This window comes from Dyadobacter sp. AC419 (assembly GCF_979253085.1).
This window is the reverse complement of record NZ_CEEDCD010000012.1, coordinates 73,760-99,897: the sequence shown is the minus strand read 5'-3', so window position 1 is coordinate 99,897 and position 26,138 is coordinate 73,760. Positions and strand designations below refer to the sequence as shown.

The window sequence follows — 26,138 nt, the reverse complement described above, 5'->3', positions numbered from 1 at the left end:
ACCCTGTTGCATGGTGTTAGGGGCTATCTTTGTCAAATCATTAAGCCCATTGATTCTAACATAATGAAACTCAGCGAAACAAATAAACACACACACCACGACGAAAAAGATTGCTGCTCATCCGACGCTGTTGCACCGGCAAAAGCTGAAAATAAAGCCACACCTCATAACCATAATGATCACGATGGACACGATCACGATCATGACCACGAAGGACACAGCCACGGCGATGGAGGAGACGAAAGCTTGTTCGAAAGTCGCTCGATGCTTTGGCTTAGTTTGCTGATCCTTGCAGGCTTCCTGATCACAACATTTATATTAAAAATCGAGGTTAACCGCATTGCCGAAATCGTATTGATGCTGGTTGCCTATGTTTTGGCAGGAAATAAAACCATCGCCACTGCATTCCGGCGCGTGATGCGGGGTGATTTTTTCAATGAGTTTACATTAATGACCATTGCAACAATTGGCGCATTCTACATTGGTGAATTCAGCGAGGGTGTTGCAGTGATGATTTTTTACGAGATCGGTGAGCTTTTTCAGGATTTGGCAGTCAGTCGCTCGAAACGTTCCATAAAGGCATTGCTGGACATCAGACCCGAACAAGTTACGGTCATCAGGGACGGGAAAGATACGCAAGCGGCGCCCGGATCGGTGCAGATCGGTGAGACCATTGTTGTAAAAGCAGGAGAAAAAGTTGCGCTTGACGGCACGCTCAGATCGCTTAATGGAACATTCAACACGGCAGCATTAACCGGCGAATCTGTGCCAGACCAGAAAGTGCAAAAAGAAACTGTTCTTGCTGGAATGATCAATATGGAGAAATCCGTGGAAGTGGAGGTCAGCACTTTATTCAAAGACTCGAAGCTGTCCCGGATATTGGAAATGGTTCAGCAAGCAACCGCCAGAAAAGCGCCTACACAGCTGCTGATTAGCAGGTTAGCGAAAATTTATACGCCCATTGTGTTCCTATTAGCCGTTTTGATCATTCTTCTCCCCTATTTTTTTGTTGCCAATTATGACTTTGATCAATGGCTTTACCGCGGGATGGTTTTCCTGGTTATCGCCTGCCCTTGCGCACTTACGATTTCCATTCCGCTGGGTTATTTTGGCGGCATAGGGCTTGCTTCGCGCAATGGGATTTTGGTAAAAGGCGCTAATTTTCTGGATGTTATCACCAAAGTCGACACGCTGGTTTCGGATAAAACGGGCACACTTACAAAGGGCATTTTTAAAGTCCAGAAGGTTGAGACAACATTGGATAAAAATGATTTTATCTTAAAAACGGCGTCGTTGGAGCAATATTCGACGCACCCGGTTGCTAAGGCCGTGGTGGAACACGCCGGAACATTGACGTTGACCAAACCAACGGAAGTGGAAGAAATTTCCGGACATGGATTAAAAGGAAAAGTCGGACCGGATCTGCTGCTTGCCGGAAACCTTAAATTGCTGGATAAATTTCAGGTTGCTTATCCGAAAGAATTGACAGAAATCACTGAAACCATTGTTTCAGTGGCAATTAACGGCTCTTATGCGGGCTACATTACCATTGCAGACGAGATCAAAGAGGATGCTGCCGCAGCGATTGCCGAGTTGCAGAAATTGGGAATTGAAACCGTGATGCTTTCAGGCGATAAGCAAGCCGTCGTTTCGCATATTGCTGGCCAGCTGAACATTAGCAAGCATTATGGCAATCTTTTGCCTGAGGACAAAGTGCGGTTGGTTTCAGAACTGAAAGCATCCGGAAAGCACATTGCTTTCGCAGGCGATGGCGTGAACGACGCCCCCGTGATCGCGCTCGCGGACGTGGGCATTGCGATGGGTGCGCTGGGCTCGGATGTGGCCATTGAAACCGCAGACATTGTAATCCAGAACGATCAGCCATCAAAAATTGCATCGGCCATTAAGGTCGGAAAAATTACCAAAAGCATTGTTTATCAGAACATTTCGGCTGCAATGGGTGTCAAAGTCCTGGTTATGGTCCTTGGTGCGGGTGGAATTGCGACGCTTTGGGAAGCGGTTTTTGCGGACGTTGGCGTAGCTTTGCTGGCGATTTTGAACGCATTCAGGATTCAGGGTAAGAAATTGTAATATCAAAAAAACAGACTGCATTGAAATTTCTGACATTCATATTGGCCTTTTACATGCTTTCACTCGCGCTGCTTCCATGCGGCGACGAAGTTGAATGTGCCGATAATGAGCGTTATGAAGCAGCTTTTAATAATAATAACCATCAAGATCACGACAACCATTCAGAGAATTGCTCTCCGTTTTGCATTTGCGCTTGCTGCGGGCAAATGCTGAGCGTTTTGAGCGCCTATCAATTTGAAATAAAAGCGCCGGCTATCGCAGAGAAAAGCCGCATTTTATACGCTGATCCTTATTTCAAGATCATTCCCCAATCTATCTGGCAACCGCCGAAGCTCGTTTAAATCGTTCCGCTAATTATTTTTTAACGATTTAAATTTCACAATGCAAAAATCCATCTTGCTTGTGCTGGTTATGCTGTACGTCAGCGTCACCCAGGCACAAAATACATTATCTGTTTACATTAAAGATCAGCAGACAAAAAACGCACTTCCTGGGGCCACAGTGCAGATAAATGGCTCCACAAACGGCGCCGTTTCCGATGCGGACGGACTGGCGACACTTACCGGAATTTCGGGCGAATCGGTCGTTTTGAACACGACATTTGTGGGTTACCAGCCGCGTGTGGACACCATTGCGCTTCCCGCGTCGGATACGCTTACGATTTTCATGGTCAGCGAGGCCGAAGAAATGGAAGAAGTGGTCATTTCGTCCACGCGCAGCTCGCGTACGATTGAGGACATTCCCACGCGTGTGGAATTTATCGCCGGTGAAGAACTGGATGAAAAAGCGAATATGAAGCCTGGCGACATTCGGATGGTTTTGAGTGAAAGCACTGGGATTCAGGTGCAAACAACTTCGGCCACAAGCGCCAATGCCAGCATTCGGATTCAGGGGCTGGACGGGCGTTACACCCAGATTTTGAAAGACGGGTTCCCGTTGTATTCCGGCGCGGCGAGCGGACTTGGCCTTTTGCAGATTCCCCCGCTTGACCTTAAACAGGTGGAAGTGATCAAAGGCTCCGCGTCAACATTGTATGGCGGGGGCGCCATTGCGGGGCTCGTCAATTTAATTTCAAAAACGCCTAAGGAAGCGCAGGAGCTAAAATTTCATCTGAACGGAACGAGTGCGGGCGGCTTTGATATCAATGGATTTTATTCCAAAAGATTTGGTAAAACCGGCGCAACGATTTTTGCGGCACACAACCGAAACGCGGCTTATGATCCTGCCGGCATTGACCTGTCAGCCATTCCAAAGTTTGAGCGCTTCACATTCAATCCGCGGTTTTTTGTTTATCCCAATGCGAACACAACGATTAGTTTGGGTGTAAACACTTCGTTCGAAAACCGGATCGGCGGCGATATGCATTACATTAAAAACGAGCGGGAAGCGGGGCACACTTACTTCGAAAAGAACAAAACGGAGCGCATCAGCACGCAGTTTCTGCTGGATCATATCTTCGGAAATCATGAGCATTTCATTGTCAAAAACAGCGTAAGTTATTTCAACCGGAAGCTGACGACGCCGGGTTATGCATTCAACGGAACGCAATATTCGACTTTTACAGAGGCTTCGTATGCCAATCACGGCGATAAATTGGAATGGATCGCAGGTGCGAATTTGTGGACCGATCAGTTTAAAGAAACAATGGCTGCTTCCCGTTCAAACCGGAATTACAACCTGAATACGCTCGGTGCTTTTGCCCAAAATACATGGAAAGCTGCAGACTGGCTGCATGTTGAAACCGGCCTCCGCGCTGATTATGTCATGGATTACGGCGTCGCTTTCTTGCCCAGACTGTCTGCATTGCTGAAACTGGCGCCGAAGTTTACGTCCCGGATCGGCGGCGGATTGGGTTACAAAGCGCCAACAATCTTCACGGAGGAAAGCGAACGCATTCAATATCAAGGCGTTTTGGGCATTGATCAAGATAAAAATAAACTCGAACACAGTTTTGGCGGCAATTGGGACATTAATTATCAGACTTCGATATTCGATGACCAGCTCAATGTCAGCATTAACCAGTTGTTTTTTTATACAAAAATCAACAAGCCGCTCATTCTCAAACCTGTAACGAGCGACATTTACGAATTTCAAAACATTTCCGGACACATTGATACGCGCGGAACGGAAACCAATTTGAAATTGAGTTACGCGGATTTCAAGCTTTTCCTTGGCTACACATTTACGGATGCGCGCATTAAGGAGAACAATGTCCATCGTGAAAACTATCTGACGCCTAAGCACCGCATTAATTCTGTGCTTTTCTATGAGGTTGAAGACAAATGGAAAGCTGGATTAGAGGCATATTATTTCAGTAAGCAGAAGCTCAGCGATGGTAAAACCGGAAAGGAATACGTCATTTTGGGCTTTATGGTTGAGCGGCTTTGGGAACGGTTCTCGATTTATATCAATTTTGAAAACTTCCTGGACGCGCGGCAAACGCGGTTTGACAACATTTATACAGGATCGGTAACCAATCCGGTTTTCCGAGATATTTATGCGCCGCTGGACGGTTTCGTTTTCAACGGCGGCATTAAGATCAATTTGTAAAAATGGCGCGAAAAGGTGTTAGCAAGCCCTTTTCGCGCCGCTTTTCTACTTTCCCAGACATTGTAAAATGAGTATTAATCAGCTAAAATGGCCTTTAATACAATCAAAACCTTTGGTAAAAACGTCCAACGATAACTTAAACCGCTATGAGCATGTCCAGAACCGCTGCATTATCACCCAAAGAACTGCATGACGAATTGGTCGAAAACACCCAAAACCAGTCTGTTGGCGACACATTACTTTTTGAAAACGATAAAGTAAAGGTCTGGCACATCAGCCTGCAACCGGGCGAACGCATTCATTATCACCGTCATAACTACGATTACTTCTGGACTGTGCTGCAAGATGGACAGGGCGTTTCAAACCAGGAAGACGGCAGCCAAGTAAGTTTCACGTTCAAAAAAGGACAGACCTCATTTCAAAATATCATTGAGCAAGGCAGCTCCATTCACGACCTGAAAAATACCGGCACCGGCATTCTGGAATTCATTACAACGGAATTGAAATAGGCGGTCTAGACTTCCGAAACCGGCCTGATTCCCGCAATTTTTTCGAGTGCGACCGTGACTCTTTCAATCCGGTCGACATTTCCGCGGCTACCATCTGACACGGCCTGGGCAACTGAGGTGAGAAAATCACTGCCCTGCTTTGTGTTAAAGAACGGGTCCTTGGCGGCAAGCACGCCGCGCCAATTTTTACCAACAATATTTCTTGACTTAACAAAGCGGATAAGCAGTCGCTCTTTGATGGTCAGAAAGCCATACTCTGGTAATCGGTTGTGTACCTTTTGCATTCGATGAGAGGATAATGTGTGATAAGATTACAGCTTTTTTGTAATTTGTGCATTACGATAACTGATATACAAAAGTACAATAATGTTATATCAATATCAAATAAATTGTACTAAAATCTAGATTAATGCTAAGTATTGGTAAAAGAATTAAGCAGGGTCGTGAGAAATTAGGTTTGAGTCAGGAGCAGCTGGCTGTTATTATGGAGAAAAAAGGCAAGGGCACAATCTCCAATTGGGAGACGGATAAAAATGAGCCATCCATCGCAGAATTCAAGAAATTAGCGGAGCTTTTCAGCACTACTGCCGCTTATCTGATCGGCGAATCGCCCCAGTTTGAAGAGCCTCGTGAAAATTACGTGATGGTTAAAAAAGATGACCTGATCGAGCTTCAAAAAAAGGCTTTGGAGCGGGAAGCGGAGAAAAATAAAGAACTGCTGGACATGCTGGAACAGTCGAAAAAGGCAGATCAGGCAGAGGACTAGCTTAGTCCCATTTTCGTTTGAAATAATAGTTTGAAGCCGGCGGCGCAGCAGAAGCTGAGCACCACCAACGCCATCCATAACACGTCATATCCCCAATGCGCCGCGATGAAACCGCCGGCCGCGGGACCGATAATCTGTGCAACGGACTGCGAAACTGAGTAAGCTGCCGAATATTTCCCCCGGTTCGCCGTGCTGGCCCGGCTCATCACAAATGTGCTGATGTAAGGCAAAGCGAGCATTTCGCCCGTTGTAAATAAAAGCACGGCCGCAGCTGCCAGGATCACGGGCAGAATGGCGGGCACGACGAGCATACTGAAAGCAAATCCGCTGAAAACGGTCCCCAGGATGATATAATGCGAATCCGGCCTCCGGTTCGCCAGATTTTGAATGAGTATCATTTCAAAAAGCGCGATAACGAGTCCGTTCATGCCCAGCAAGATCCCGATCGTCGATTCCCCAATGTGCATTTCTTCTTTCCAATAAACGGGTACAAGCCTGAAAAGCAGCACAAAACAGATCATATACAGCATCACGATCACCATGAACCTGACAAATAACCCATCTTTCCAGGGCGATTGACCAGCCGCTTCGAGATCGTCCGCAACTGATTTACGGACTGCACTTTTTGCATTGGGAAGTAAGATCAGGATCAGCAAACCAGCCGCCATATACACCACACCGTCAACCCAAAACAGCAGGCTGTAATTGATCGCAGCCAAAAGCCCTCCTACCGAAGTGCCAAAACCAAAACCAATGTTGGTGGCGAGCCGGTTTAGTGCATACGAACGTGTGAGATTCTGCGGTGAAGAATAAGCAGCCACCGCCGTGTTGTTCGCCGGCTTGAATGCTTCGACAAAAAAGCTCAAAATGACGATGAGGCAGCATAATGCGGTAAAATTGTCTATCATTTCAAACAGGACAAACAGCATTCCGCTAACAATAAGACAAATAATTTGCACCGGCCGAAAGCCCCAGATATCCGTTAAGTAACCACCCGCAATGCCGCCCAGCACCGACCCGATGCCGAATAATGTAATCACGAGCCCGGCGTCTGCGATGCTTCTGTGCAAGCTTTGCGTAATGTACATGCTCATGAAAGGCACCGCCATATAACCGCACCGATTGACAAGGATCACGACGCTTAAAAGCCATGTTTCCCGGGATAATCCACTGAATGACAACCGGTAACTATCTGATATTTTCTTAAACATAAAGATTTTTCAAGGCAAAATAACGGCTACAAATTTTCCAATAAGTTTTTAATTATCTCAACACTTTCCACCAATTCCTCCGCATTTGAAGATGCAAATCCAAGTCTTATACCATTTTGCGGATCATTATTTTCACCTGGAAACATGGGTTTTACGAAAGCGGCGCTTGCCATATATAGATCTTTTTGGAGTGCTTTTTCAGCCAGCTTCTTGAGGTCAATTGCCGGATCGAAATGCGTCCAGACAGCCATTCCGCCATCCGGCACCTGGAACTGGACATATTTTCCCAATTCATTTTTCAATAAGTCGCAGAACAAGTCACGCCGCTGCTTATAAATCCGGACTGATTTTCGTAAATGTCTTTGAATAATGCCCGTGTGCAAAAGTTCTGCCATTGCATTTTCCAACATCTGGTCACCCTGCCGGTCAATAATCCTACGTAACCTGGCCAAATGCGTGATCACATCCGCCGGACCGACCAAATAACCAATTCGAAAAGCGGGAGATATGGTCTTTGTGAATGATCCGCAATAGAGCACCATTCCCGCCGGATCCGCACCCGCCAGCGGCATATATGGCTTACTCAAATAATGAAAATCACAGTCATAATCATCTTCAAAAATAATGAAACCATATTTTTCTGCCAATTTCAAAAGATTAATCCTGCGGTCGGCGCGCAGGGCGACGGTTGTGGGATAATGGTGATGGGAAGTCAGATAAACCAGCCTGATCTTTTGTTTTTGGCACAATGCTTCCAATGCATTCACGTCCATACCATGCTCGTCCACCGGAACGCGAAGGATGTTGGCCCCGGCCTGAATGAAGTTCATTGTTGCTCCTGACCAGCCGGGTGCATCCACAACAACATTGTCACCAGGCTCCAATAATGCAGTACAGACCAAATGCATTCCCATAATTACACCCCTTACGATCAAAATATTTTCGGGTAAAGCCTTCATTCCCCGCGTTTCGTTGAGATATGCCGACAACTCCTGCCGCAGCCATTGAGACCCTTTTGTATCACCGTATCCGAGCCTGATGTAAGGATTTCCGCTGAGCAGCTGGCTTCGATAGGCTCTTGAAAGATCTTCAAGTGGGGCCAGTCGCGGATCAGGAAAACCGTCATCCAGGTGCAACCGCGTCCCGTGTTTCAGCACCGGACGATCCAGATGTGACAATGCTTTAAATGTGAAACCCGCTTTTTCAGCCGGAGAAATGGGTTTAGCATGGTCGCTTTCCGACTTTCGTGGCTGAATTTCGGGCAAATGCTTGGCAACAAATGTTCCATTTCCGGTATGGCTTTCAAGCCAGCCTTGTGCCAGCAACTCGTCATACGCCTGGACAACCGTTCTGCGGTGCACCTTCAATAAATCTGCTAATTGCCTTGTGCTGAGCAATCTGTAACCAGTTTGCAATGTGCCATTTCGGATGAGCGACATCAGCTGATTGGCAATCTGCAAATAAACAGGCTGTTTGTCCGTCTTCTGCACATTCAGCAACGTTGACAGCACTTGCACCATAATTGGACTACTTAATTTGTAAGCATTGGACTCTTTGAAGCATCCAATTACAGCATATTTTTGCAAGAAAACAAAAACACATGAGCACTCCTCCATCCCATTTGCAGCCGAGCCGGCTAGCCAAACGTTCCACCTCCGACCAGGAAGTTATCTATTCAATTCTGGACGAAGCATTATTTTGCACAATCAGCTATTCCGTTGACAACCGCCCTTTTTCCATTCCGACTGCCTTTGTTCGCTATGAAGACAAAATCTACATCCATGGCTCTGTAGGAAGTCATTTTATTCGGGAAATTGAGAAAGGGATTCCGGTTTGTATTACGGTAATGCTGGCGGATGCTTTGGTTGTTGCGAAGTCTGCTTTCAGTCATTCTGTCAATTATCGTTCGGTGATTATTTTCGCCCATGCGGAGAAGATAGAAGACTTTGAAACCAAAAGGGCTGCTTTTGAATGGCTTACTGAGAAAGTTGTTCCGAACAGCTGGGATTATTTACGCCCTATGAAAGACAGCGAAGTGAAGAAAACGACCGGGCTGGCATTTTCACTAGCGGAGGCGTCTGCAAAAACGCGGTCGGGAATGCCGCATGACGAAGAAGAAGATCTTGAATTGCCAATCTGGTCCGGGTTGATTCCTATTCAAACCCAATATTTAGCTCCTGTTGCTGATACATTGAGCCAAAATATTCCGCTTCCAAAACATTTGGCTTAGCGGATGCAACCTGGGCAAGGCATTGTGCATCTTTTGGGCAGAACGATGCCAGATGAATCCAAACATTGCTTACCCATGACAGGAAAGGAGATTTTTGACCGTTGCCAATTGGCTGCGTTAAAGAACGGACTTGGTTCCCAGGAATTTCATTACGGGAATATACTTTACCAGGCGTTACAGCTGGAAGGCGAAGAAAAAGTTTTCTGGCTTTTGGAGCAAGCCGAAAACTCCGGAAAACGAATTGGACTGGGTTACTCCATGGTTAGCAACGAGCCTATGGAAGAGCCAGATATTGCGATTTTAGTTTAGATGAAGCTGTTACCAATATAAAGGCGATAGAAATCCTCCCACACCAGGAGGATTTCTATCGCCACTTCCATCCTACTTTACAATCACAAATTTCTTAGTAGTTTTCGACCCATCCTGATGCGCAACAATCAGAATGTAATTCCCACGTTCCAGACTGCTCACATCCAGCTCCCGCTCACCCGACGTCGCCCGCAAAACAGATTTGCCATTAACCGTAAGAATTTGCAAACTCTTAACAGACTGATTTTCGATTGACTCAATGTGCAGCTTATCAGAAACCGGATTAGGATATACGTTAACACGCGTCTGATTAAAATCCGCATTTGAAAGAAGCGCTTTACGCTTAACCGTCTCTGACATATCACTCACCACATCTTCCGGCGCCGGAGAAATGCTGCTACCAACGAGATAAGCAGGCAAATATCGCCACGGCCCGTAAACCTGCCCCGTCAAAGCAAGCGCAGGATCATACTTAACCCGCACGCGCACCTTTGTTGCAGGCCCCTGTTTAGCGATCAAATTTTTCAACTCAGTCCCAGTTAACCCCAGACTCGCATAAGCATTCTGCGAACCTGATGACATTGTACTACTTGTAATAACATTATTGGCGCCCTTAGAAAATCCTTGCCCAACCGCCTTCGTCTCCCACACCAATTTCCCCTTATTCTTCCCAATAAACGACTTAACATAAAGCCCCGCCCCAAAGTCGTTCTTGGCTTTTTGGGTTTGGTTGATGGAGGTTGTGAGGTTGGAGTTGTAGAGGCGGAGGTTGTTTTGGATGTTTTTGTTGCTGTTGCCGTGATAAACCTGACCGATATTCTTTTGTCTCATATTCTCGTAATTGAAAAAATATGAACCTGTTGTAAGATCTCCATATCCGTCTCCATTTAGATCACCCGCGGAAGCGGCAGTCAATTCGAAGTCGGTAAATGCATCCACCGGATTTATATTATTTAAACTTGTTGAAGGTGTTACATTGCTTATTCCAGCAGACGAGCCATAATATACTACCGACTTGCCTTTTATGCTCTGAGTGACAAGTATCTCTGGAATGGTTACAATAACATCGTCATATCCATCTCCATTTAAGTCTCCGGCGGTTGAAACGGACGAGCCCATCCTAGCATTAATCTGGTTGCACTCCAAGACAGACGTGTCAGGATTTAGCCCAGACGCCTGACCATAATACAGAATTGCCGCCCCTTCGTTAGCTTGTCCATTTGAAAATTGATTCGCACCAATGATCACGTCGCTAAACCCATCGCCATTGATATCCCCAGCACCAGAAACGCTGATACCAAAATTAGCTTCTTGGTTATCTTTTTCGAGTTTGATGAATTGATTCTTTGATATTCCTAGTTGTGATCCATAATGAACAAATACAACTCCTTCTTGCGTCTGTCCGTTTGAATAATATGGGCCTCCACTAATAATATCTCCGTAACCGTCACCATTGACATCGCCAGCACTAGAAACCGAATATCCTAATTGGGTAAAATCTTTATCCCCTTCCAATATTGTTGCAGCGACTGGGATTATACCATTAGCAGACCCGTGATAAACAAAAACTGCACCTTCATCATAATGTCCGTTATCGTAACTTTCATCACCCACTAAAATGTCTCCATATCCGTCGCCGTTCACATCACCTCCGCTAGATACAGACCAGGCCATGAGCGAGGTGCTTTTTTTACTTTTTAAGATGGTGCTTACATTTTTATTTATTCCTTGCGGTGATCCGTAATAAACTAGGGCTGCGCCAGAAATAATTTCAAATGTTTGGGGGTTCATCTCAACAAAAAATAATATATCACCAACAATAATATCTCCGTAACCGTCACCATTTACGTCACCAGCATTAGATACAGACCACCCAAATTCATCACTTGAAGGAACATTTTCAATTACGGTGTTAGGATTATTGCCGATGCCATTGATTGAGCCATGATATATAAAAACAGCTCCTTTGTCATTATAGTCAGGAATCCCAACTATCAGATCACCGAATCCGTCACTGTTTACATCACCTGCGGAAGAAGTACTCATGCGCTGGTAGTCAAATTGGAATTTAGCAACAAACGTAGCTGCTTCTTTAATCCCCTCTGCCATCCCAGACCAAACAAACGCGGCTCCTTCATCATTTTGCCCTTTGTCGTATGTGCTCGCACCTGTGATGACATCACTGTAACCATCGCCATTTACATCCCCGGCGCTGGCTACTGCGCAGCCCATCCATGCATTGATTTGATTGCTTTCAAGGGTTGATGCTGGCGTTGTGGCCAGTCCTGTGGCTGAGCCTTGATAGATAAAAGCAGCCCCTTCGTTTGAATTGCCCTGATCGTAATGGATTGCACCGACAATGATATCAGCATAACCATCGCCATTTACATCCCCCGCGCTTGCAACCGAGTAGCCAGCTTTTGCTTCGGCTTGATTTCCTTCAAGTGTGCTCGCAGCATTGATGCTAACCCCACCCGCAGAGCCGTGAAATACAAAGGCTGCCCCCTCGTTGGTTTGTCCATTATCAAATGAATAAGCGCCGACAATGACATCGCTGTAACCGTCGCCGTTTACATCGCCTGCACTTGCCACCGACCAGCCAAATGCTGCTGATACCTGATTGGCTTCTAGCCACGAAACAGGTGCTGGATTAATTCCAATAGCAGATCCATGATAGACGAATGCCATTCCTTCATTACTCTGACCCTTGTCATAGAGGATGGATCCGATGATAATGTCACTGTAGCCATCACCGTTTACATCCCCTGCTCCTGCGGCGGAAAACCCAAACTGTGCATCAACCTGATGACTTTCTAAAAGACGTGTTGGATTAGGCCCAATGCCAGCAGGTGAGCCGTGGTAAATGAATGTCGCCCCTTCGTTATTTTGACCTTTATCAAACGAAGGAGAACCCACCAGCACATCACTGTAACCATCCCCATTGACATCCCCTGCAAGGCTGACGGAGACACCAAATTTACAGTCTGACTGGTTGCTTTCCAGAACGACGGACGCATTGGTAGCCAATCCATTTGCTGAGCCCAGGTAGACAAATGCAGCGCCTTCATTGGCATGTCCTTTATCGTAGAGAGGCGCTCCAACAATCAAATCACTGAAACCATCTTTATTGACATCGCCAGCACCCGAGACGCTTAGTCCAAATTGTGCATCTGGCTGATTACTCTCTAGAATCAAACTTGCATTGGTGCCCAGGCCGGAAGTCGATCCGTAGTATATGAATGCGGCCCCTTCGGCGTCTTCACCGTTATCATAATAGGGTGCGCCTACAATCACATCGCTGTAACCATCTCCATTCAAATCCCCAGCGCTGCTGACAGCATGACCTGCATTTGCACCTGGCTGGTTGCCTTCCACCATTGCATTCGCATTAGCCGGATTCCCATTCACAATAATCGGGTCAATGGTGACCGGGTAAGCAGCGGACTGGACGTTTACAGTTAGCCTGACCAGCCCGTCTTCATAGCGCAATGTTGCTGGCAATGCATTTCCTCCTGCATCCCAGCATTTGATGTCCTTGTAAATTAGCTGATTTTCTATATCACCACTTTTGCTTTCCGTGTAGAATTCAAGTTCATTATTTTGGTTATCGCTTACTTGCAAGCCAGTGGCTGACAGCCTTACTTGCAGTTCCTGGGTGCCGGTTGGTGCCTGGTGTACGATGAAATTCTGGCGGACGCCTTCCTCGGTGTTGATGAATTGTTCTGTGAAGCCTTTGTGCTTAATGAGCAGCTTGTTATCTGTGTTTTCTGATGCTGCACTCGGCTGGGATGAAAAGATCAGTTTGCCGTCAGCGAAGATGCCTTTGTTTACCAGTTTTAGGGAGAAATTGTGGCCTGCTGAGTCTACACGGTTCTTTACGGTTAGCTCCCCTGGCTTGTAATAGGCGCGCAAACCGTGCTTGCGGTTGGGGCTTTGTAATGTGTTCTTTTCTGAGTCGAAAGAAATGTTGTATTCACGCTTTGCCAGGCCTTGCTGAATGCTGCTGATCGTGCTGTCGGGTGCTACTTTTGGCGCGGTTTGACTGTTTTTTGAAGGAATGACCGTTTTCGAAATGGCTTGATCAGACTTCAAATCGTAGATTTTAGCGAAAAATGCCATTGCCAGCATGATGAAAACAACCGCAAAAATGCCCTGTCTGTAAAATTGTTTCATGGTTTTTATTTTAGGGTAGATGATGTCGTGTCATGGTATTTGGCCACCGGACAAATGTTAAGATTTTCACAAACCCTGAAAGAAAGCGATGAGCAATCGGCCTCGAATGAATGAGCCATCGGTAAATAAGTGGCGTGATTTTTTCGTGCTTATTATCCAAACAAAAAGATTAAAGCATGAATAATGACGAAGTGACTAAAAAGGAATTGGAGGAGAAAATATTTTCAAAACGTCAGCAAGTGGAATTTGAGCGGACTAATCTTGATCTGGAAATAGAATTTTCGAAAGAGAACCGGGAGAATCCGGAGACAATGGAGGAAAGCAAGAATTACGATGATCCGGCGCAAAACGTTGTTGAACCGGATGAATTGAAATCTTTAAGAGCCGCTGAAAGGGAGTTGAATGATCTTATAAAACAGCTGGAAGCGCTTAACAAACATTAATAGCTTCCAGCTGCTTTTCCAGAATAGACTTATTTTTAACGAGTTGCGTCATCACTTCCGTCCATTTCCCTGGCTCGTTGTGGAATGGATCGTAACCAACATTAAGTCGGCCTACGACTGAAAAAATGTCGTTTGATTTAACCCTTAATCTAGACACGAGTCCCAAGACATTGAACACATTCAGCACTTCGTGTGCTTCGTTGTACGAGTAATCGTGTGTGGTGCAAAAGATCAGTGCCCCGTCTTTATAATGGCACGCTATGTTATGCTTCATGGCTGTTATTAAAATGTTATTAAAGCGATTTACAAAATATCATACCAACTAATTCGTCAAGCCACACTTTTCCGTTCAATAAGCCGGGCGATTATTTATCGGCCAAAAACGGGCACAAAAACTTCTACTGTTGTGGAATCTGACTCTTTTTCATTGGTCTTACCAATGTCAAAATCTCCCCGATTGACTTTGAACTTGCCATAAAATTTCCCGGCGCCCGATTCTTGGTGAAACGAAAATGGAATTGCGATCTCTTTTTTCCTTCCGTGGAGATCCAATATGCCGCGCACGACAAAGCCGGAATCGCGCTTCATAACCTTTGAAGATGTAAAATGTATTTTCGGAAACTGCTCAGCATCAAGCCATTTGTCACTTTTCGCATGTTTGTTTTTTAACTCGATGCCTGTGTCAATGGTGGCGACATCAATCGTCACATCGAATCTGGATGCGTCCAAACTGTCGGGATCAAAGCTAATCTGGCCGGCGAGATCGGAGAATGAGCCACTCGCGTATTTGCCTTCAAACTTGATTGTGTAACCTTCCGCAATCTGCCAATTTTGCAAAACCAGCACCTTATAGGAACATAATGCAACGAGTAATGCGAATGCGAGGCCCTTGATAATCTTGATCTTACCTAAGTCTTGCTTCATTGCAATGCGATTAATTTATTTTGCTTGAATTGGGATGGAGACTCATTCCGATACTTTTTAAAGGCGGCAGAAAAGTGATGCGCATGCTCATAGCCGAGAATGTGGGCTACTTCTTCCACAGGCATTGCACAATCGAGTAGCAATCGCTCCGCATGTTCCATTCTTTTTTTTCTCAAATAAGTGAAAACCGTGCTCCCAAACAGCAGCTTAAACCCTCGTTTGACCTTAAACTCATTCAGCAAACAAATGCGGCTCAGCGCTGCGAGACTCAGTTCTTCTAAAAAATGCGCATCGAGATAATCCCTTAAAAAATGCAGTTTTTCAGCTTCCTGCGGTTTGATTTCTTTATGTATGCTTTTAGGCGATCGAAATTGATCCAGTTGAAGCGCTAATAATTCAAGTGCTTTCGATTGAATCATCAGGTTTCTCAGCGGCCCTGTTCCATTACAATTTCTGATTTCTTCGATCAATAATTGCATGGCAGGCGTCACGTCCAATGTCCCTTTTGTGCCTGCAAACGGCCTGTCAAGCAACAGATTTTTCAAAATTTGCTCACTCCAAGCATCGCTGCAACCAATGGCATTTGCAAAAAATGTTTTGTCAAAACTGAGGTGGAACATTTCCAGTTGCGACTTGGATTGCAGATAATTAATGTCTCCATTTTCGGGTGAAAACACGAGATTATGCTTTCTGGGGCGCATTTGAAGCTGTTCACCGAGCCCTTTGAACGTTGTGTCCAGGTTGCCAGCCATGTGAAAGTTAATGTTGATGTTGCTGCTCCCATCGGTCCCACGCAAAATCACGTCACGGTTCGAGCTCCATCGCAGATCCATCACATGCATATGCGGAAATAATGCGTTCTTGAAGCGAATGGTGCCAATATGCGACTCGTGGAAACAGGCGAAATCATTCTCGCCGGACACATCATGATCGGCGCCAACATATTGCGGATTAGGATAATTATTAAATTCAAGAACATCCGTAGAATTCAAAACATATGCCGCCATTTGAAATTGCTATGCGTTTGATTTGTAAAACATTGCGAACAAAAATAAACCGATTTGTCATCCGGCAAGGATTTCAGTTCGTGAACGGCAGAAAATAAGATTTACCAGAAAAATCCGTTTCGCGTAGCTTTTAATCCGCATTGCGTAGGCGATCACATGGCTGGCCAAATGAATTTTGTTTTCTCAAACATTCATTAGCCATGATTCGAAAAATTCTAAAATGGACAGGCATCATGCTGGGCGCACTTGTCGTGATTGCGGCAATCGGATATGCAGTCATTAAATTTCAAATGAACCGAAGGATAAACCTTGTTTACAACTTCGATCAGGAACAAATTGACTTGCCGACCGACAGCGCTTCCATCGCCCGTGGCAGGCATCTTTCCGTGATCAAAGGTTGTACAGATTGTCACGGATCTGATCTCGCGGGCAAGATTATGGTTGACGATTTACCGCTTGGAAGGATCGTAGCAAGCAATTTAACAAAGGGAAAAGGCGGCTTACCCGAAAGTTATGATACAGCAGACTGGGTAAATGCATTGCGGCATGGCATCAGACAGGACGGTCGCCCGCTGATTTTTATGCCATCCCACGAGACTGCTTTGTTGTCCAAACAAGACATGCACGCGCTTATTGCTTACTGTCAGCAAATTGAACCTGTTGATCGGGAGCTGCCGGATCACGATCTGGGGCCTGTGGCAATGGTTATGAGTTATTTGGATAAAATGCCGCTGCTTTCAGTCGAAAAAATTGACCATAGCAAACCTATGCTGGCAAACGCGGACTCGACCGAAGGCGTTGCACAAGGAAAATATTTATCCGTTTCCTGCACTGGCTGCCATCGTGAAGATCTTAAAGGCGGAGATCCAATTGCTCCGAGCTTTCCTCCTGTTCCGAACATTACGAATTCAGGGAATGTTGGTAAATGGTCTGAGGAGCAGTTCTTTAACACGCTGAAAACCGGGGCGACACCCGAAGGACATGTGATGAAAAATGAAAATATGCCCTGGAAAATGACCGCGCAATACACAAAGCCGGAATTAGCGTCGCTTTATGCTTATTTGAAATCGATTAACTAAAAAAAGTGCGGTTGTAATGTGCCTTAAATGCATTGCAACCGCACTTTTCTTTATGCTTAATTGCCAGTCCCCACGGGCCGGTCATTTCTCGACCATTCGCTCCAAGAACCGACGTAAAGCGACGCACCCTCCAGACCTGCTTCCGAAAGCGCAAGCAATGTGTGACAAGCTGTTACGCCCGAACCGCAATGCACAATCACGTTTTTGATATCTCGTCCGCCTAACGCGCTTTTATATTTTTCGGCCAATTCTGCTGCCGGTAAAAAATTGCCATCCTTATCCAAATTTCCGGCAAAGGGAATATTCTCAGCTCCGGGAATGTGCCCCGCAACGAGGTCAATAGGCTCGCTTTCACCAATAAAACGGTAATTTTCACGAACGTCGATCACCAGGAAATCTGGGTTCGCTGCCGCTTCTTCCACCTGATCGGCGTCCGCCATAGGCAGCTTCCACTCATAAAACGGATAATCCGGTTCACTGGCAGGTTTATCGGAAGCGCCTTTGGAAATGGACAATCCGGCTTTGACAATGGCGTCGAGACCACCGCTGACCACATAAACTTTTTGATGGCCGGCGGCTTTCAGCATCCACCAGAAACGGGCTGCGGCATTCGCACCTTTTTTATCATCATAGACCAGCACGGTCGTGTCCGGCGCAATGCCGAGCTTACCAAGCAGTTTCGCAAAAACGCCAGGAGACGGCAAAGGATGCCTTCCGCCGTGAGCCGCATTGGTGGTTTTTTGGGACAAATCTGTTTCCAGATCGGCCAATTGCGCATTTTCAAAATGTCCTGAGCGGAAGCGTTCCTGCGCGTCAGCGCCTCCGCGGGCATCGATAATGGCGGTTTTACCACTTTCCAGAATGTGCCGGATTTCTTCGGCCTTTACAATTTCCATATGCTTTGAATTTTGGAATAGTTGGCTAAAAGTAAAAATATTTAGCGCTTTGCCTGAAAAAGAAAGTTATAATTTTTGAACGGTTAGCAAGAGAAATTTAAGAATTTAGCGAAATGAGAAGTTCTAAATTCACTCCCGCAGATTTGAACCAGCTGCCTGCCATCCAGCCGCCCGACTGGGGAAGTCTGATCCCACGTTTTGAATATTTCATTAAATCACCGCTCTGCTATCCAATCAAAATTATGGAAGGAACTGAGCTTGTGGCCGTTGGAACGTCCATAATGCATGCCGACACGGCCTGGCTCGCATGCATTGTCGTGCATCCCAATGATCGTAAAAAAGGTCTCGGAAATCAGATTACCATTGATCTCATCGCCAACATTGACCAAAGCAAATTCAAAACAATTTACCTGGACGCGACCGAATTTGGCTTTCCTGTGTACATTAAACTCGGGTTTGAGCTGGAAGCGGTCTATACGCATATGCACCACAATGGCAGCGTGGTGGAATATGCTGAATCGGAAAACATTATCGATTTTGACCCTCAATATTTGCCCCAGATTTTTGATGTAGACCAGCAAGTGTCGGGTGAAGATCGCAGCGGCGTCATTTCGGATTTTATTGCATCTGCAAAGCTTTACGTGGCCAATTCAAAAGTGGAAGGATTTTACATTCCGGGCTGGGGCGATGCACCGATCATGGCCATTACGGAACAAGCCGGAGCCGCCCTCATCCGTCGGCGGGCGCTTGATGAAAACACCGCCGTGCTTCCGTCTGACAATGCATTTGCAATCCATGAGCTCAATGCGCTCAATTATTTTGGTTTTAAAACTTCGCGGCGAATGTTTTTGGGCGAAAAAAGGGACTGGCAACGAACGGGCGTTTACAATCGCATCAGCGGTCAGCTCGGTTAATTCAAGAATACATTTAACATTCATAAACTAGAAACCCATGAGAAAATTAGCTTGCACCATGTTACTAATGTTGTCCGGAGTTGTGTTTTGCAATGCGCAAAGCAACACGGCGTATCGTGCAAAAATGAAGGAAATGTTTGAAGTCTCAGGTTCTGAACAAAGCTATAAGGCGGCGATCCAGCAAATGTTCAAAATGTTCAAGGAACAAAGAACCAATGTTCCTGACAGCGTGTGGCAGCAATTTGAAGGTGAATTTTTGAAAACCTCCATTGATGACCTCGTAAATATGCTGGAACCGGTTTATGTGAAAAATCTAACACAGGACGATTTGCAGCAGCTCATTGCGTTTTATAACACGCCGATTGGCAAAAAATATGCATTAAAAACGCCGGTAATAATGCAGGAATCCATGCAAGTCGGACAGCAGTGGGGCATGAAGATCGCGACGGAATTCCAGGAAAAACTTAAAACGAAGGGATACTAGTTATCTCAATATCAACTCACTGATCGTCGAAAAGTCCGTATGCGGCGCCATTGCCCTTACATTTCCTTTTTTGTCTAAAAGAATGAAGTAAGGCGTTTCGCTGATCTTATAGCGCTGATTGAAACCAAACGATTCCGGGACGGGAATGAAACCGCAGTTCCGTTTCGGGATCGCTTCCAGGCATTCGTCTTCGGTGTTCAATGTGGTGCCGAGGGACACGATTTCGATGCCCTTTTTCTTATTTTGATCAATAAAATCTGAGATAACCTTCGTGCTGGCGAATGTATAAAGGGGTTTTTCAAATTTTACCCAAAAACCAAGCAGCACATATTTGCCTTTCAATTTCTCAGAATTATATTCTTTGCCGTCCAGTCCTGTCATCACAAAAGGTGGCAGCGGCTCCCCCACTTCGGGCATCAAATCCGAATTCTGCATCACACCGCCGTTACTCTGAATAAGCAACTGGCTTTTTTTCACGATCTCAAAAGAAGACGCCTTTCCATATTTGTCAAAAATAGGCTGCGTCCGGTAAACGCCTGGATTTTTCCGGAGCATTTCATCATAAACCGCATAAGTGATCCGCTTCCCTGACGCATGGTCGTAAATCGGCGAATCCTTCGTCATGACGATCTGCTGACTTATTTTTCCATTGTAGCGGGTAACCTTGGGTTCTTCGGGCTGGGCCTGTACGGAGCCGAAAGCTGCGAATAAGAGTGTGAGTAAAAAAATCTCAGTTCGACCGAAATTCATCTTGAACGTTTTTATTAATCTGGTTCTGATAGTATCATTGAATTGATACTGAAAAGCACTATATTAGCGTAATTATCGTTGTTATAACTGTGATGTCCTTCACAATATTTTAGGACGGCTCAACAAATTGAAAAATATTCTATGCACGAGCGGATACGTGAGAAGTTGGGAATTTTGGCAGATGCAGCAAAGTACGACGTATCTTGTTCATCCAGTGGCAGTAATAGAAAAAACGAAAACAGGGGATTGGGCGATGCCGAGGGAACGGGCATTTGTCACACTTACACGGAAGACGGCAGGTGCGTTTCACTGCTGAAAATCCTGCTTACCAACCATTGCATATTCGATTGCGCATTTTGTGTTTCGCGCAGCAGCAATGATATCAAACGTGCGGCTTTTACTGTGGATGAGGTTGTTGAGCTCACCATGAATTTCTATCGCCGCAATTACATTGAAGGACTTTTTCTCAGTTCCGGAATTTTCAAAAACGCAGATTACACGATGGAACGGCTCGTCCGGATCGTGAAAAAGCTACGGAACGAGGAACGGTTTAATGGTTATATTCATCTTAAAACGATCCCGGGAGCAAGTGAAGAGCTTTTGAAAGAAGCTGGAATGTATGCAGACCGGATGAGCATTAACCTGGAAATGCCCACCGAATCGGGATTGAAATTGCTTGCTCCCGATAAGTCGCACGAGGATGTAAAAAAGCCTTTGGAATACATCAGGCAGAACATTGAACAGCTTAGCAATGAGAAAGCATTGATCAAAAGCGTCCCGAAGTTCGTTCCGGCGGGGCAAAGCACGCAAATGGTGATCGGCGCCACGCCGGAATCCGACAAGGAGATCATGCATACGGCGAATGCTTTTTATAAAAACTTCTCGCTGAAAAGGGTTTATTATTCGGGTTACATTCCCATAAGTCACGATGCGCGCTTACCGGTTATCGGCTCGCAACCGCCTTTAATCCGTGAAAACCGGTTGTATCAAACGGACTGGCTGATGCGCTTTTACGGTTTCGATGTCAAAGAAATTTTAAATGATGCACATCCCAATCTCGAGGTGGACATTGATCCTAAACTCAGCTGGGCTTTGCGGCATCTGGAACAATTTCCGGTTGATGTCAACACGGCTGATTATCACATGATCTTGCGCGTTCCGGGCATAGGCGTGGGATCCGCTTTGAAGATAGTGCAGGCCAGGAAATTCGGTCGGTTGCATCAGGATCAATTGAAAAAAATCGGCCTGTCATTCAATAAGGCGAAACATTTTATTCGCTACGCCGACAGTCCCCTGCAATTGCGGGATTATGAGGCTGGGCACATTAAGGGAGTGATTCTGGCTGAAAGCAACAGCAAATATTTGAAAGTGGCAAAAAACCAGTTATCCCTTTTCTGATGGATATTTTCGTGTTTGACGGAACGCTGGAAGGTTTGCTGACTGCCATTTTTGAATGTTACAAACGGAAATCTGGTGCAATAAAGCTCGTTAGCGAGCTGCATTATGTGCCCGATGTTTTCAAAACAGCGTTTAATGTGATTAGTGACGATACGAAAGCAAAACGGGTTTGGGGCGGATTGGCTAAAAAGTTGGATGCGCAATGGATGCATGCGATTTACAAATCTTTCCTATCGGAACAGCCCGCCACTTTTCAGGATCTCTTTGAATTCATTCGATACATTATAGACAATCCAGCGGGCGCTGAGGCGAATTTTGGAAACAAATATGTGCTGGAAATTTCGCAGATGAGCCACAAAGTGCATCGCGAAAAACACCGGATGGAAGCTTTTATCCGCTTTCAAAAAACCGGTGACGGCATTTTTTACGCGCACATCGACCCCGATTTCAATGTTCTGCCTTTGATCATAAAGCATTTCAAAAATCGCTATGCAGATCAGAAATGGATCATTTATGATTTAAGACGGAAATACGGCTTGTTTTATGATCTGGAAAAAGTTGAGGAAATCACTTTTGATTTTACTGCGGAAATGTCGCCAAGCCTCAATGCGCTTCCCGAAAGTGTGTTGGATCCGACAGAGGAATTGTATGCGACGCTCTGGAAAGATTATTTCCGGAGCGTCAACATTCCGGCGAGAAAGAATATGAAACTGCACATTCGGCACGTGCCCAAGCGTTACTGGAAATATTTATCAGAAAAACAGGAATAGCAGCCTCATTTGACCTTGCTTCCAAGCCAATCCTGACGGAATTTTTTCATTTCCTCAGTCACCGGCATGTTTGCCTTTTCATTCATTTCCACAACCAATCTTGGATTTTCTTTCAGCGTCAGCATGCCCATTTTTTTCTCATCCCGATGCTGGAATTCGACTGGAAGCTGCTCGCCTGGCTTGTGTGCCTTTAATATTGCTGTCAGTTCTGCCTGCGTAGTAACCGTTTTTCCGTCCAGTTTCAAAATTTGATCATCAATATCGAGTCCCGCAATGTAAAGCGGCGAGTCGATAATTGTATTGGACAAAATGGTCAATCCCGGGCCTTCCTTATAGCGCACGTCTCCTATCCACGCTTGTCCGGCAAATTGCTTTTTCAACACAAAACCAGCCATTTGAAGCAGCGGAGCATAGTTAAATGATTCATATCCGTTGACATATTTATCAAAAAACCCATCAGCGAAAGCCTTATCCTTGGAGTAAGTTGCCAGCACTTGCTGCAAATCGCCAACCTGATATGCTATTTCCGGTTTCCCGTGCTTTTGCCAAACAGCCTGCATGTATCCGTCCAGATTCATCCCCCGCGTGCGCAATTCCAGGTCAAGTGCCAGCGCAACCGCCGCACCATACGGATAATAAGATGTGTAAGTGTTAGGATAATTGGTCTTGTCAATGGCAACTCCGGCATCGACAAAAACCGCATTGGAGCTGGCCTGAACGGGAGAAACGCGTTTTGCGCCAGCCGTATTTTCTTTTGTATTGACCAAAAAGGTTAATGTCTGACTATATTCTTCAGGTGAATCAAATCCAGCGCGTGCCAAAATGAGATCGCCGTAATATTGAGTAAAACCTTCGGCAAACCACAGTTCAAAACTCATGTTGCTTTTCTCAAAATTGAAAGGTTCGAGCGGTTTCGGACGAATGCGCTCCACATTCCAGGCATGAAAAAACTCATGAGAAAAAACGCCCAACAAATTATTATTACCCGTAAAAGCGATCGGAATCGTGATCATGGTGCTGTTGCGGTGCTCCATGCCGTCGCCCTTCACGTAAGGATTAATGCTCGCCAGGAATGTATACTGCCCGAAATCGAAGGCAGGAAATTCTCCGAAAACCATTTGCGCTTCCTGCGTAACACGTTTCACTTTTCCAGCAAAACTATCTGCTAATGAGTCACTTCCTGCGATTTCCAATGCCAACCTGAACTTTGCCGGCTTCTTGTCCGGATTATTCAGCGTCCATTCTTTAATGGTTAGCTTTCCGATTTTCACGGGTGAATCCATGAAATATTGTAAACCGGCTGCCGTGAAAATGTTAGGCTGTGCGGTCGGTTTTAACTGAGTCGCAATGGTCCATTTAGCACTTTCCGGCAAATTGAATTTTACTTCGATAGGCGCGGCTTGCAGTTCTGTAATCCACATAAATGTCGCCGGCATATTCAAATGCACGCTGTTAGGGTCGATTCCCGCATAAGTCCCATCGGCGTGGTTGGCGTAAAGCGTGTATTGAACTTTGACAAATCCACTCAGACCAGCAACTTTGTATACATCGCCGTCCGCACGCTGCACTTTCAGCTCAGTGCCAGCTTTGTCAAATGCTTTTACGTCATACACATTTTTGCCATACTCATGCGTGGCGTAGCGCCCCGGCGACGATCTGCTCATCCGAAATGTCAGTTCTTTCTGCGGAGCATCACTAACCGAAACTGAAATGTTCGCTTCATGATGCGCAATGTTAGGAAAGGAAACTTCGTAATTGATTTTTTGCCCAAAAGCAGAGCAAGCAAAAAATTGGAGAGCGCACAGGTAAAATAGTTTTTTCATGCAACAGATGCGATTTCAGAATGGAAGCGGTCAATTTAATCTATATCTGTTAGATTTAATACGGGATCGATTGGCGTGTGGGCATAATTGCTTAATTTTTCCGTTCTAAATGATATTCTAACCCGTTATAACCTTATTGATGAAACAAATATTTTTGCCTTTTTGCCTCTCTTTAATTCTTTTTTCCCAAGGCGCTTTTAGCCAAACCAAAACACTTTTTAACGGAAAGGACCTGAAAGGCTGGCACATTGACGTGCCCGAAATGGATAAAAATCCTGCATTGAAAACGCCATTTATTGTCCGTAACGGTCTGCTGGTAAGCCTGGGCGAACCCGGTGGACATTTGATTACCGATGATCAATACGAAAATTTCCGTCTGACTTTCCAATATCGTTTTGCCGGAAAACCAGGAAACTGTGGTGCATTGGTTTTTGTGTCAACGCCGAGAGCACTTTATGATATGTTCCCGAAATCGATTGAGGTCCAGATGATGAACCAGAATGCAGGGGATTTCTGGTGTATACAAGAAGACATTACAGTGCCGGATATGGAAAAAAGACGCGGCCCGAAGGAAAATTGGGGTGTTAATGGCGACAAGCTGAGAAGAATTCCGAACCTGACCGATGGCACCGAAAAGCCGCTTGGCGAATGGAATTCGATGACGATTGAATGTGTGAAAAATTCAATTAAAGTCTGGCTGAACGGAGTGATGGTCAATTACGGTTATAATGCAACAGCGCAGAAGGGCCAGATCGCATTACAGGCGGAAGGGTCTGAGGTTGAATTCAAGGAAGTGAAGGTTGCACCCATTAAATCGTTGACAAAATAAATGTTTGAAGTAAAATCAGACCGGTTAATGCGGAATATCGCGATTGTCATAATCCTTATTTCGAACATCGGCTGCGATCAGATTTCGAAGAATGCGATCCGGAAAAATGTGGGGTTCTATCAAACGATCAGTGTCGTGGAAGACATTGTCACGATCACTTATGTTGAAAATACAGGCGCGTTTTTAAGCATAGGCAGTTCATTGCCGCATGGATTGAAAGTTATTTTGCTTTCCGTAATTCCGCTGATCGTACTTTTCTTTGGCATTGCTTACATTCTTTTCAAGAAAAACCTCACGCTCATGAGCGCCCTGGCCCTCAGCTTCGCCATCGGAGGCGGCATCGGAAACATTTACGACCGGCTTATTCATGGTTCTGTTACTGACTTTCTGCACATTAACCTCGGCTTTTTCCAAACCGGAATTTTCAATATGGCCGATGTTTCGATCATTATGGGAATGTTTATATTTTTCATTCAATCCTACACGAGACAAAAAGCAAGGATTTTAGGGTGAAGTGCGGAGGAAAATCCCGGAGGGACGAAATATCGGTAGCCGAAAAGATCGAAGTAAAATGTAAATCCCAGAGGGATGCAATATTGGTAGCCTAAAAAATCAAGGATAAAGGCAAATCCCAGCGGGATGCAATATCGGTAGCCAGCAAAATCGACTTAAAACGTAAATCCCGGAGGGATGCAATATCGGTAATCTAACCAGGTCGCCGTAAAATGTAAATCCCGGAGGGATGCAATATCGGTAGCCAAACAAGGTCGCCGTAAAATGTAAATTCCCAGAGGGATGCAATATCGGTAGCCTAAAAAGTTCGCCGTAAAATGTAAATCCCGGAGGGATGTAACGACCTACACGACGTTACATCCCTCCGGGATTTGTAATTTGTTACCTATTTGATTGCTACCAAGATGGCATCCCGCTGGGATTTTTCGTTGCTACGGTCTCCTTTCTACCAAGATGGCATCCCTCTGGG

The 26,138-nt window shown here is 45.4% G+C and carries 25 protein-coding genes; 15 read left to right on the top strand and 10 right to left on the bottom strand.

The annotated features are described in order from the left end of the window. Positions 1-63 precede the first annotated feature (63 nt). The 4 genes from AC0IYG_RS05670 (at position 64) to AC0IYG_RS05655 (ending at position 5,150) form a co-directional block, all read left to right on the top strand. A complete protein-coding gene (locus AC0IYG_RS05670; RefSeq protein WP_471710109.1) occupies positions 64-2,091 on the top strand; it encodes a heavy metal translocating P-type ATPase in 2,028 nt (675 codons plus the stop codon). 20 nt (positions 2,092-2,111) lie between these two features. Continuing rightward, positions 2,112-2,432 (top strand): DUF6660 family protein, encoded by a 321-nt coding sequence (locus AC0IYG_RS05665; RefSeq protein ID WP_471710108.1) that lies wholly within the window; start codon positions 2,112-2,114, stop codon positions 2,430-2,432. Positions 2,433-2,472: 40 nt separating this feature from the next. Then, positions 2,473-4,641, top strand: coding sequence for a TonB-dependent receptor (locus tag AC0IYG_RS05660; protein ID WP_471710107.1), 2,169 nt, complete (start codon positions 2,473-2,475; stop codon positions 4,639-4,641). A gap of 152 nt (positions 4,642-4,793) precedes the next feature. Next, a complete protein-coding gene (locus AC0IYG_RS05655; RefSeq protein ID WP_471710106.1) occupies positions 4,794-5,150 on the top strand; it encodes a cupin domain-containing protein in 357 nt (118 codons plus the stop codon). Between the two features lie 5 nt (positions 5,151-5,155). Here the strand turns inward: AC0IYG_RS05655 and AC0IYG_RS05650 are convergent, their stop codons facing one another. After that, positions 5,156-5,434: a hypothetical protein gene (locus AC0IYG_RS05650; RefSeq protein ID WP_471710105.1), complete on the bottom strand. Its 279-nt coding sequence runs from the start codon at positions 5,432-5,434 to the stop codon at positions 5,156-5,158. Between the two features lie 125 nt (positions 5,435-5,559). On the opposite strand from AC0IYG_RS05650, the gene AC0IYG_RS05645 reads away from it, so the two are divergent. After that, positions 5,560-5,916, top strand: coding sequence for a helix-turn-helix domain-containing protein (locus AC0IYG_RS05645; protein WP_471710104.1), 357 nt, complete (start codon positions 5,560-5,562; stop codon positions 5,914-5,916). Here the strand turns inward: AC0IYG_RS05645 and AC0IYG_RS05640 are convergent. Both AC0IYG_RS05640 and pdxR read right to left on the bottom strand, forming a co-directional pair. Continuing rightward, positions 5,913-7,127 carry an MFS transporter gene (locus AC0IYG_RS05640; protein ID WP_471710103.1) on the bottom strand — a complete coding sequence of 405 codons (1,215 nt, stop codon included), beginning with the start codon at positions 7,125-7,127 and terminating at the stop codon, positions 5,913-5,915. The two genes, AC0IYG_RS05645 and AC0IYG_RS05640, sit on opposite strands and share 4 nt — an antisense overlap. Positions 7,128-7,153: 26 nt before the next feature. After that, the gene (gene pdxR, locus AC0IYG_RS05635) at positions 7,154-8,647 is read right to left on the bottom strand and encodes a MocR-like pyridoxine biosynthesis transcription factor PdxR (RefSeq protein ID WP_471710101.1); all 1,494 of its coding nucleotides are present in this window, start codon (positions 8,645-8,647) and stop codon (positions 7,154-7,156) included. Between the two features lie 80 nt (positions 8,648-8,727). Between pdxR and AC0IYG_RS05630 the strand changes: the two genes are divergently transcribed. Next, a complete protein-coding gene (locus tag AC0IYG_RS05630; protein WP_471710100.1) occupies positions 8,728-9,357 on the top strand; it encodes a pyridoxamine 5'-phosphate oxidase family protein in 630 nt (209 codons plus the stop codon). Between the two features lie 75 nt (positions 9,358-9,432). Next, complete coding sequence (locus AC0IYG_RS05625) at positions 9,433-9,666, top strand: hypothetical protein (RefSeq protein ID WP_471710099.1); 234 nt, start codon at positions 9,433-9,435, stop codon at positions 9,664-9,666. Between the two features lie 72 nt (positions 9,667-9,738). Here AC0IYG_RS05625 and AC0IYG_RS05620 read toward each other — a convergent pair whose 3' ends face one another. Continuing rightward, positions 9,739-13,839: an FG-GAP-like repeat-containing protein gene (locus AC0IYG_RS05620; RefSeq protein ID WP_471710098.1), complete on the bottom strand. Its 4,101-nt coding sequence runs from the start codon at positions 13,837-13,839 to the stop codon at positions 9,739-9,741. A 176-nt stretch (positions 13,840-14,015) separates the two neighbouring features. Between AC0IYG_RS05620 and AC0IYG_RS05615 the strand changes: the two genes are divergently transcribed. Further along, complete coding sequence (locus tag AC0IYG_RS05615) at positions 14,016-14,282, top strand: hypothetical protein (RefSeq protein ID WP_471710097.1); 267 nt, start codon at positions 14,016-14,018, stop codon at positions 14,280-14,282. Here the strand turns inward: AC0IYG_RS05615 and AC0IYG_RS05610 are convergent. From AC0IYG_RS05610 to AC0IYG_RS05600, 3 genes are all read right to left on the bottom strand, one after another. Then, on the bottom strand, positions 14,269-14,556 hold the full coding sequence (locus tag AC0IYG_RS05610; RefSeq protein ID WP_471710096.1) for a hypothetical protein: 288 nt from the start codon (positions 14,554-14,556) through the stop codon (positions 14,269-14,271). The genes AC0IYG_RS05615 and AC0IYG_RS05610 overlap by 14 nt on opposite strands. A gap of 95 nt (positions 14,557-14,651) precedes the next feature. After that, the gene (locus AC0IYG_RS05605; RefSeq protein WP_471710095.1) at positions 14,652-15,206 is read right to left on the bottom strand and encodes a YceI family protein; all 555 of its coding nucleotides are present in this window, start codon (positions 15,204-15,206) and stop codon (positions 14,652-14,654) included. Further along, the gene (locus tag AC0IYG_RS05600; protein ID WP_471710094.1) at positions 15,203-16,213 is read right to left on the bottom strand and encodes a helix-turn-helix domain-containing protein; all 1,011 of its coding nucleotides are present in this window, start codon (positions 16,211-16,213) and stop codon (positions 15,203-15,205) included. The genes AC0IYG_RS05605 and AC0IYG_RS05600 overlap by 4 nt, the downstream gene beginning before the upstream one ends. A 200-nt stretch (positions 16,214-16,413) precedes the next feature. Between AC0IYG_RS05600 and AC0IYG_RS05595 the strand changes: the two genes are divergently transcribed. After that, positions 16,414-17,292 carry a c-type cytochrome gene (locus tag AC0IYG_RS05595; RefSeq protein WP_471710093.1) on the top strand — a complete coding sequence of 293 codons (879 nt, stop codon included), beginning with the start codon at positions 16,414-16,416 and terminating at the stop codon, positions 17,290-17,292. A gap of 56 nt (positions 17,293-17,348) precedes the next feature. On the opposite strand, the gene AC0IYG_RS05590 is transcribed toward AC0IYG_RS05595, so the two are convergent. Further along, positions 17,349-18,188: a sulfurtransferase gene (locus tag AC0IYG_RS05590; RefSeq protein WP_471710092.1), complete on the bottom strand. Its 840-nt coding sequence runs from the start codon at positions 18,186-18,188 to the stop codon at positions 17,349-17,351. 113 nt (positions 18,189-18,301) lie between these two features. Here AC0IYG_RS05590 and AC0IYG_RS05585 point away from each other — a divergent pair, with 113 nt between their 5' ends. Continuing rightward, entirely contained in the window at positions 18,302-19,102 is an 801-nt protein-coding gene (locus AC0IYG_RS05585) for a GNAT family N-acetyltransferase (protein ID WP_471710091.1), read from the top strand. Positions 19,103-19,139: 37 nt separating this feature from the next. After that, positions 19,140-19,586, top strand: a complete 447-nt coding sequence (locus tag AC0IYG_RS05580; protein ID WP_471710090.1) for a DUF2059 domain-containing protein — start codon at positions 19,140-19,142, stop codon at positions 19,584-19,586. On the opposite strand, the gene AC0IYG_RS05575 is transcribed toward AC0IYG_RS05580, so the two are convergent. Then, complete coding sequence (locus AC0IYG_RS05575) at positions 19,587-20,336, bottom strand: TlpA family protein disulfide reductase (protein ID WP_471710089.1); 750 nt, start codon at positions 20,334-20,336, stop codon at positions 19,587-19,589. It lies immediately after the preceding gene. 141 nt (positions 20,337-20,477) lie between these two features. Here AC0IYG_RS05575 and AC0IYG_RS05570 point away from each other — a divergent pair, with 141 nt between their 5' ends. Both AC0IYG_RS05570 and AC0IYG_RS05565 read left to right on the top strand, forming a co-directional pair. Continuing rightward, positions 20,478-21,734, top strand: coding sequence for a putative DNA modification/repair radical SAM protein (locus AC0IYG_RS05570; protein ID WP_471710088.1), 1,257 nt, complete (start codon positions 20,478-20,480; stop codon positions 21,732-21,734). Continuing rightward, positions 21,734-22,504 (top strand): TIGR03915 family putative DNA repair protein, encoded by a 771-nt coding sequence (locus AC0IYG_RS05565; protein WP_471710087.1) that lies wholly within the window; start codon positions 21,734-21,736, stop codon positions 22,502-22,504. The genes AC0IYG_RS05570 and AC0IYG_RS05565 overlap by 1 nt, the downstream gene beginning before the upstream one ends. A gap of 5 nt (positions 22,505-22,509) precedes the next feature. On the opposite strand, the gene AC0IYG_RS05560 is transcribed toward AC0IYG_RS05565, so the two are convergent. Beyond that, positions 22,510-24,327: a M61 family metallopeptidase gene (locus AC0IYG_RS05560; RefSeq protein ID WP_471710085.1), complete on the bottom strand. Its 1,818-nt coding sequence runs from the start codon at positions 24,325-24,327 to the stop codon at positions 22,510-22,512. A gap of 139 nt (positions 24,328-24,466) precedes the next feature. Between AC0IYG_RS05560 and AC0IYG_RS05555 the strand changes: the two genes are divergently transcribed. Both AC0IYG_RS05555 and lspA read left to right on the top strand, forming a co-directional pair. Next, positions 24,467-25,156, top strand: coding sequence for a 3-keto-disaccharide hydrolase (locus AC0IYG_RS05555; RefSeq protein ID WP_471710083.1), 690 nt, complete (start codon positions 24,467-24,469; stop codon positions 25,154-25,156). After that, the gene (gene lspA / locus AC0IYG_RS05550; protein WP_471710082.1) at positions 25,157-25,669 is read left to right on the top strand and encodes a signal peptidase II; all 513 of its coding nucleotides are present in this window, start codon (positions 25,157-25,159) and stop codon (positions 25,667-25,669) included. The last annotated feature ends 469 nt before the right edge of the window (positions 25,670-26,138 follow it).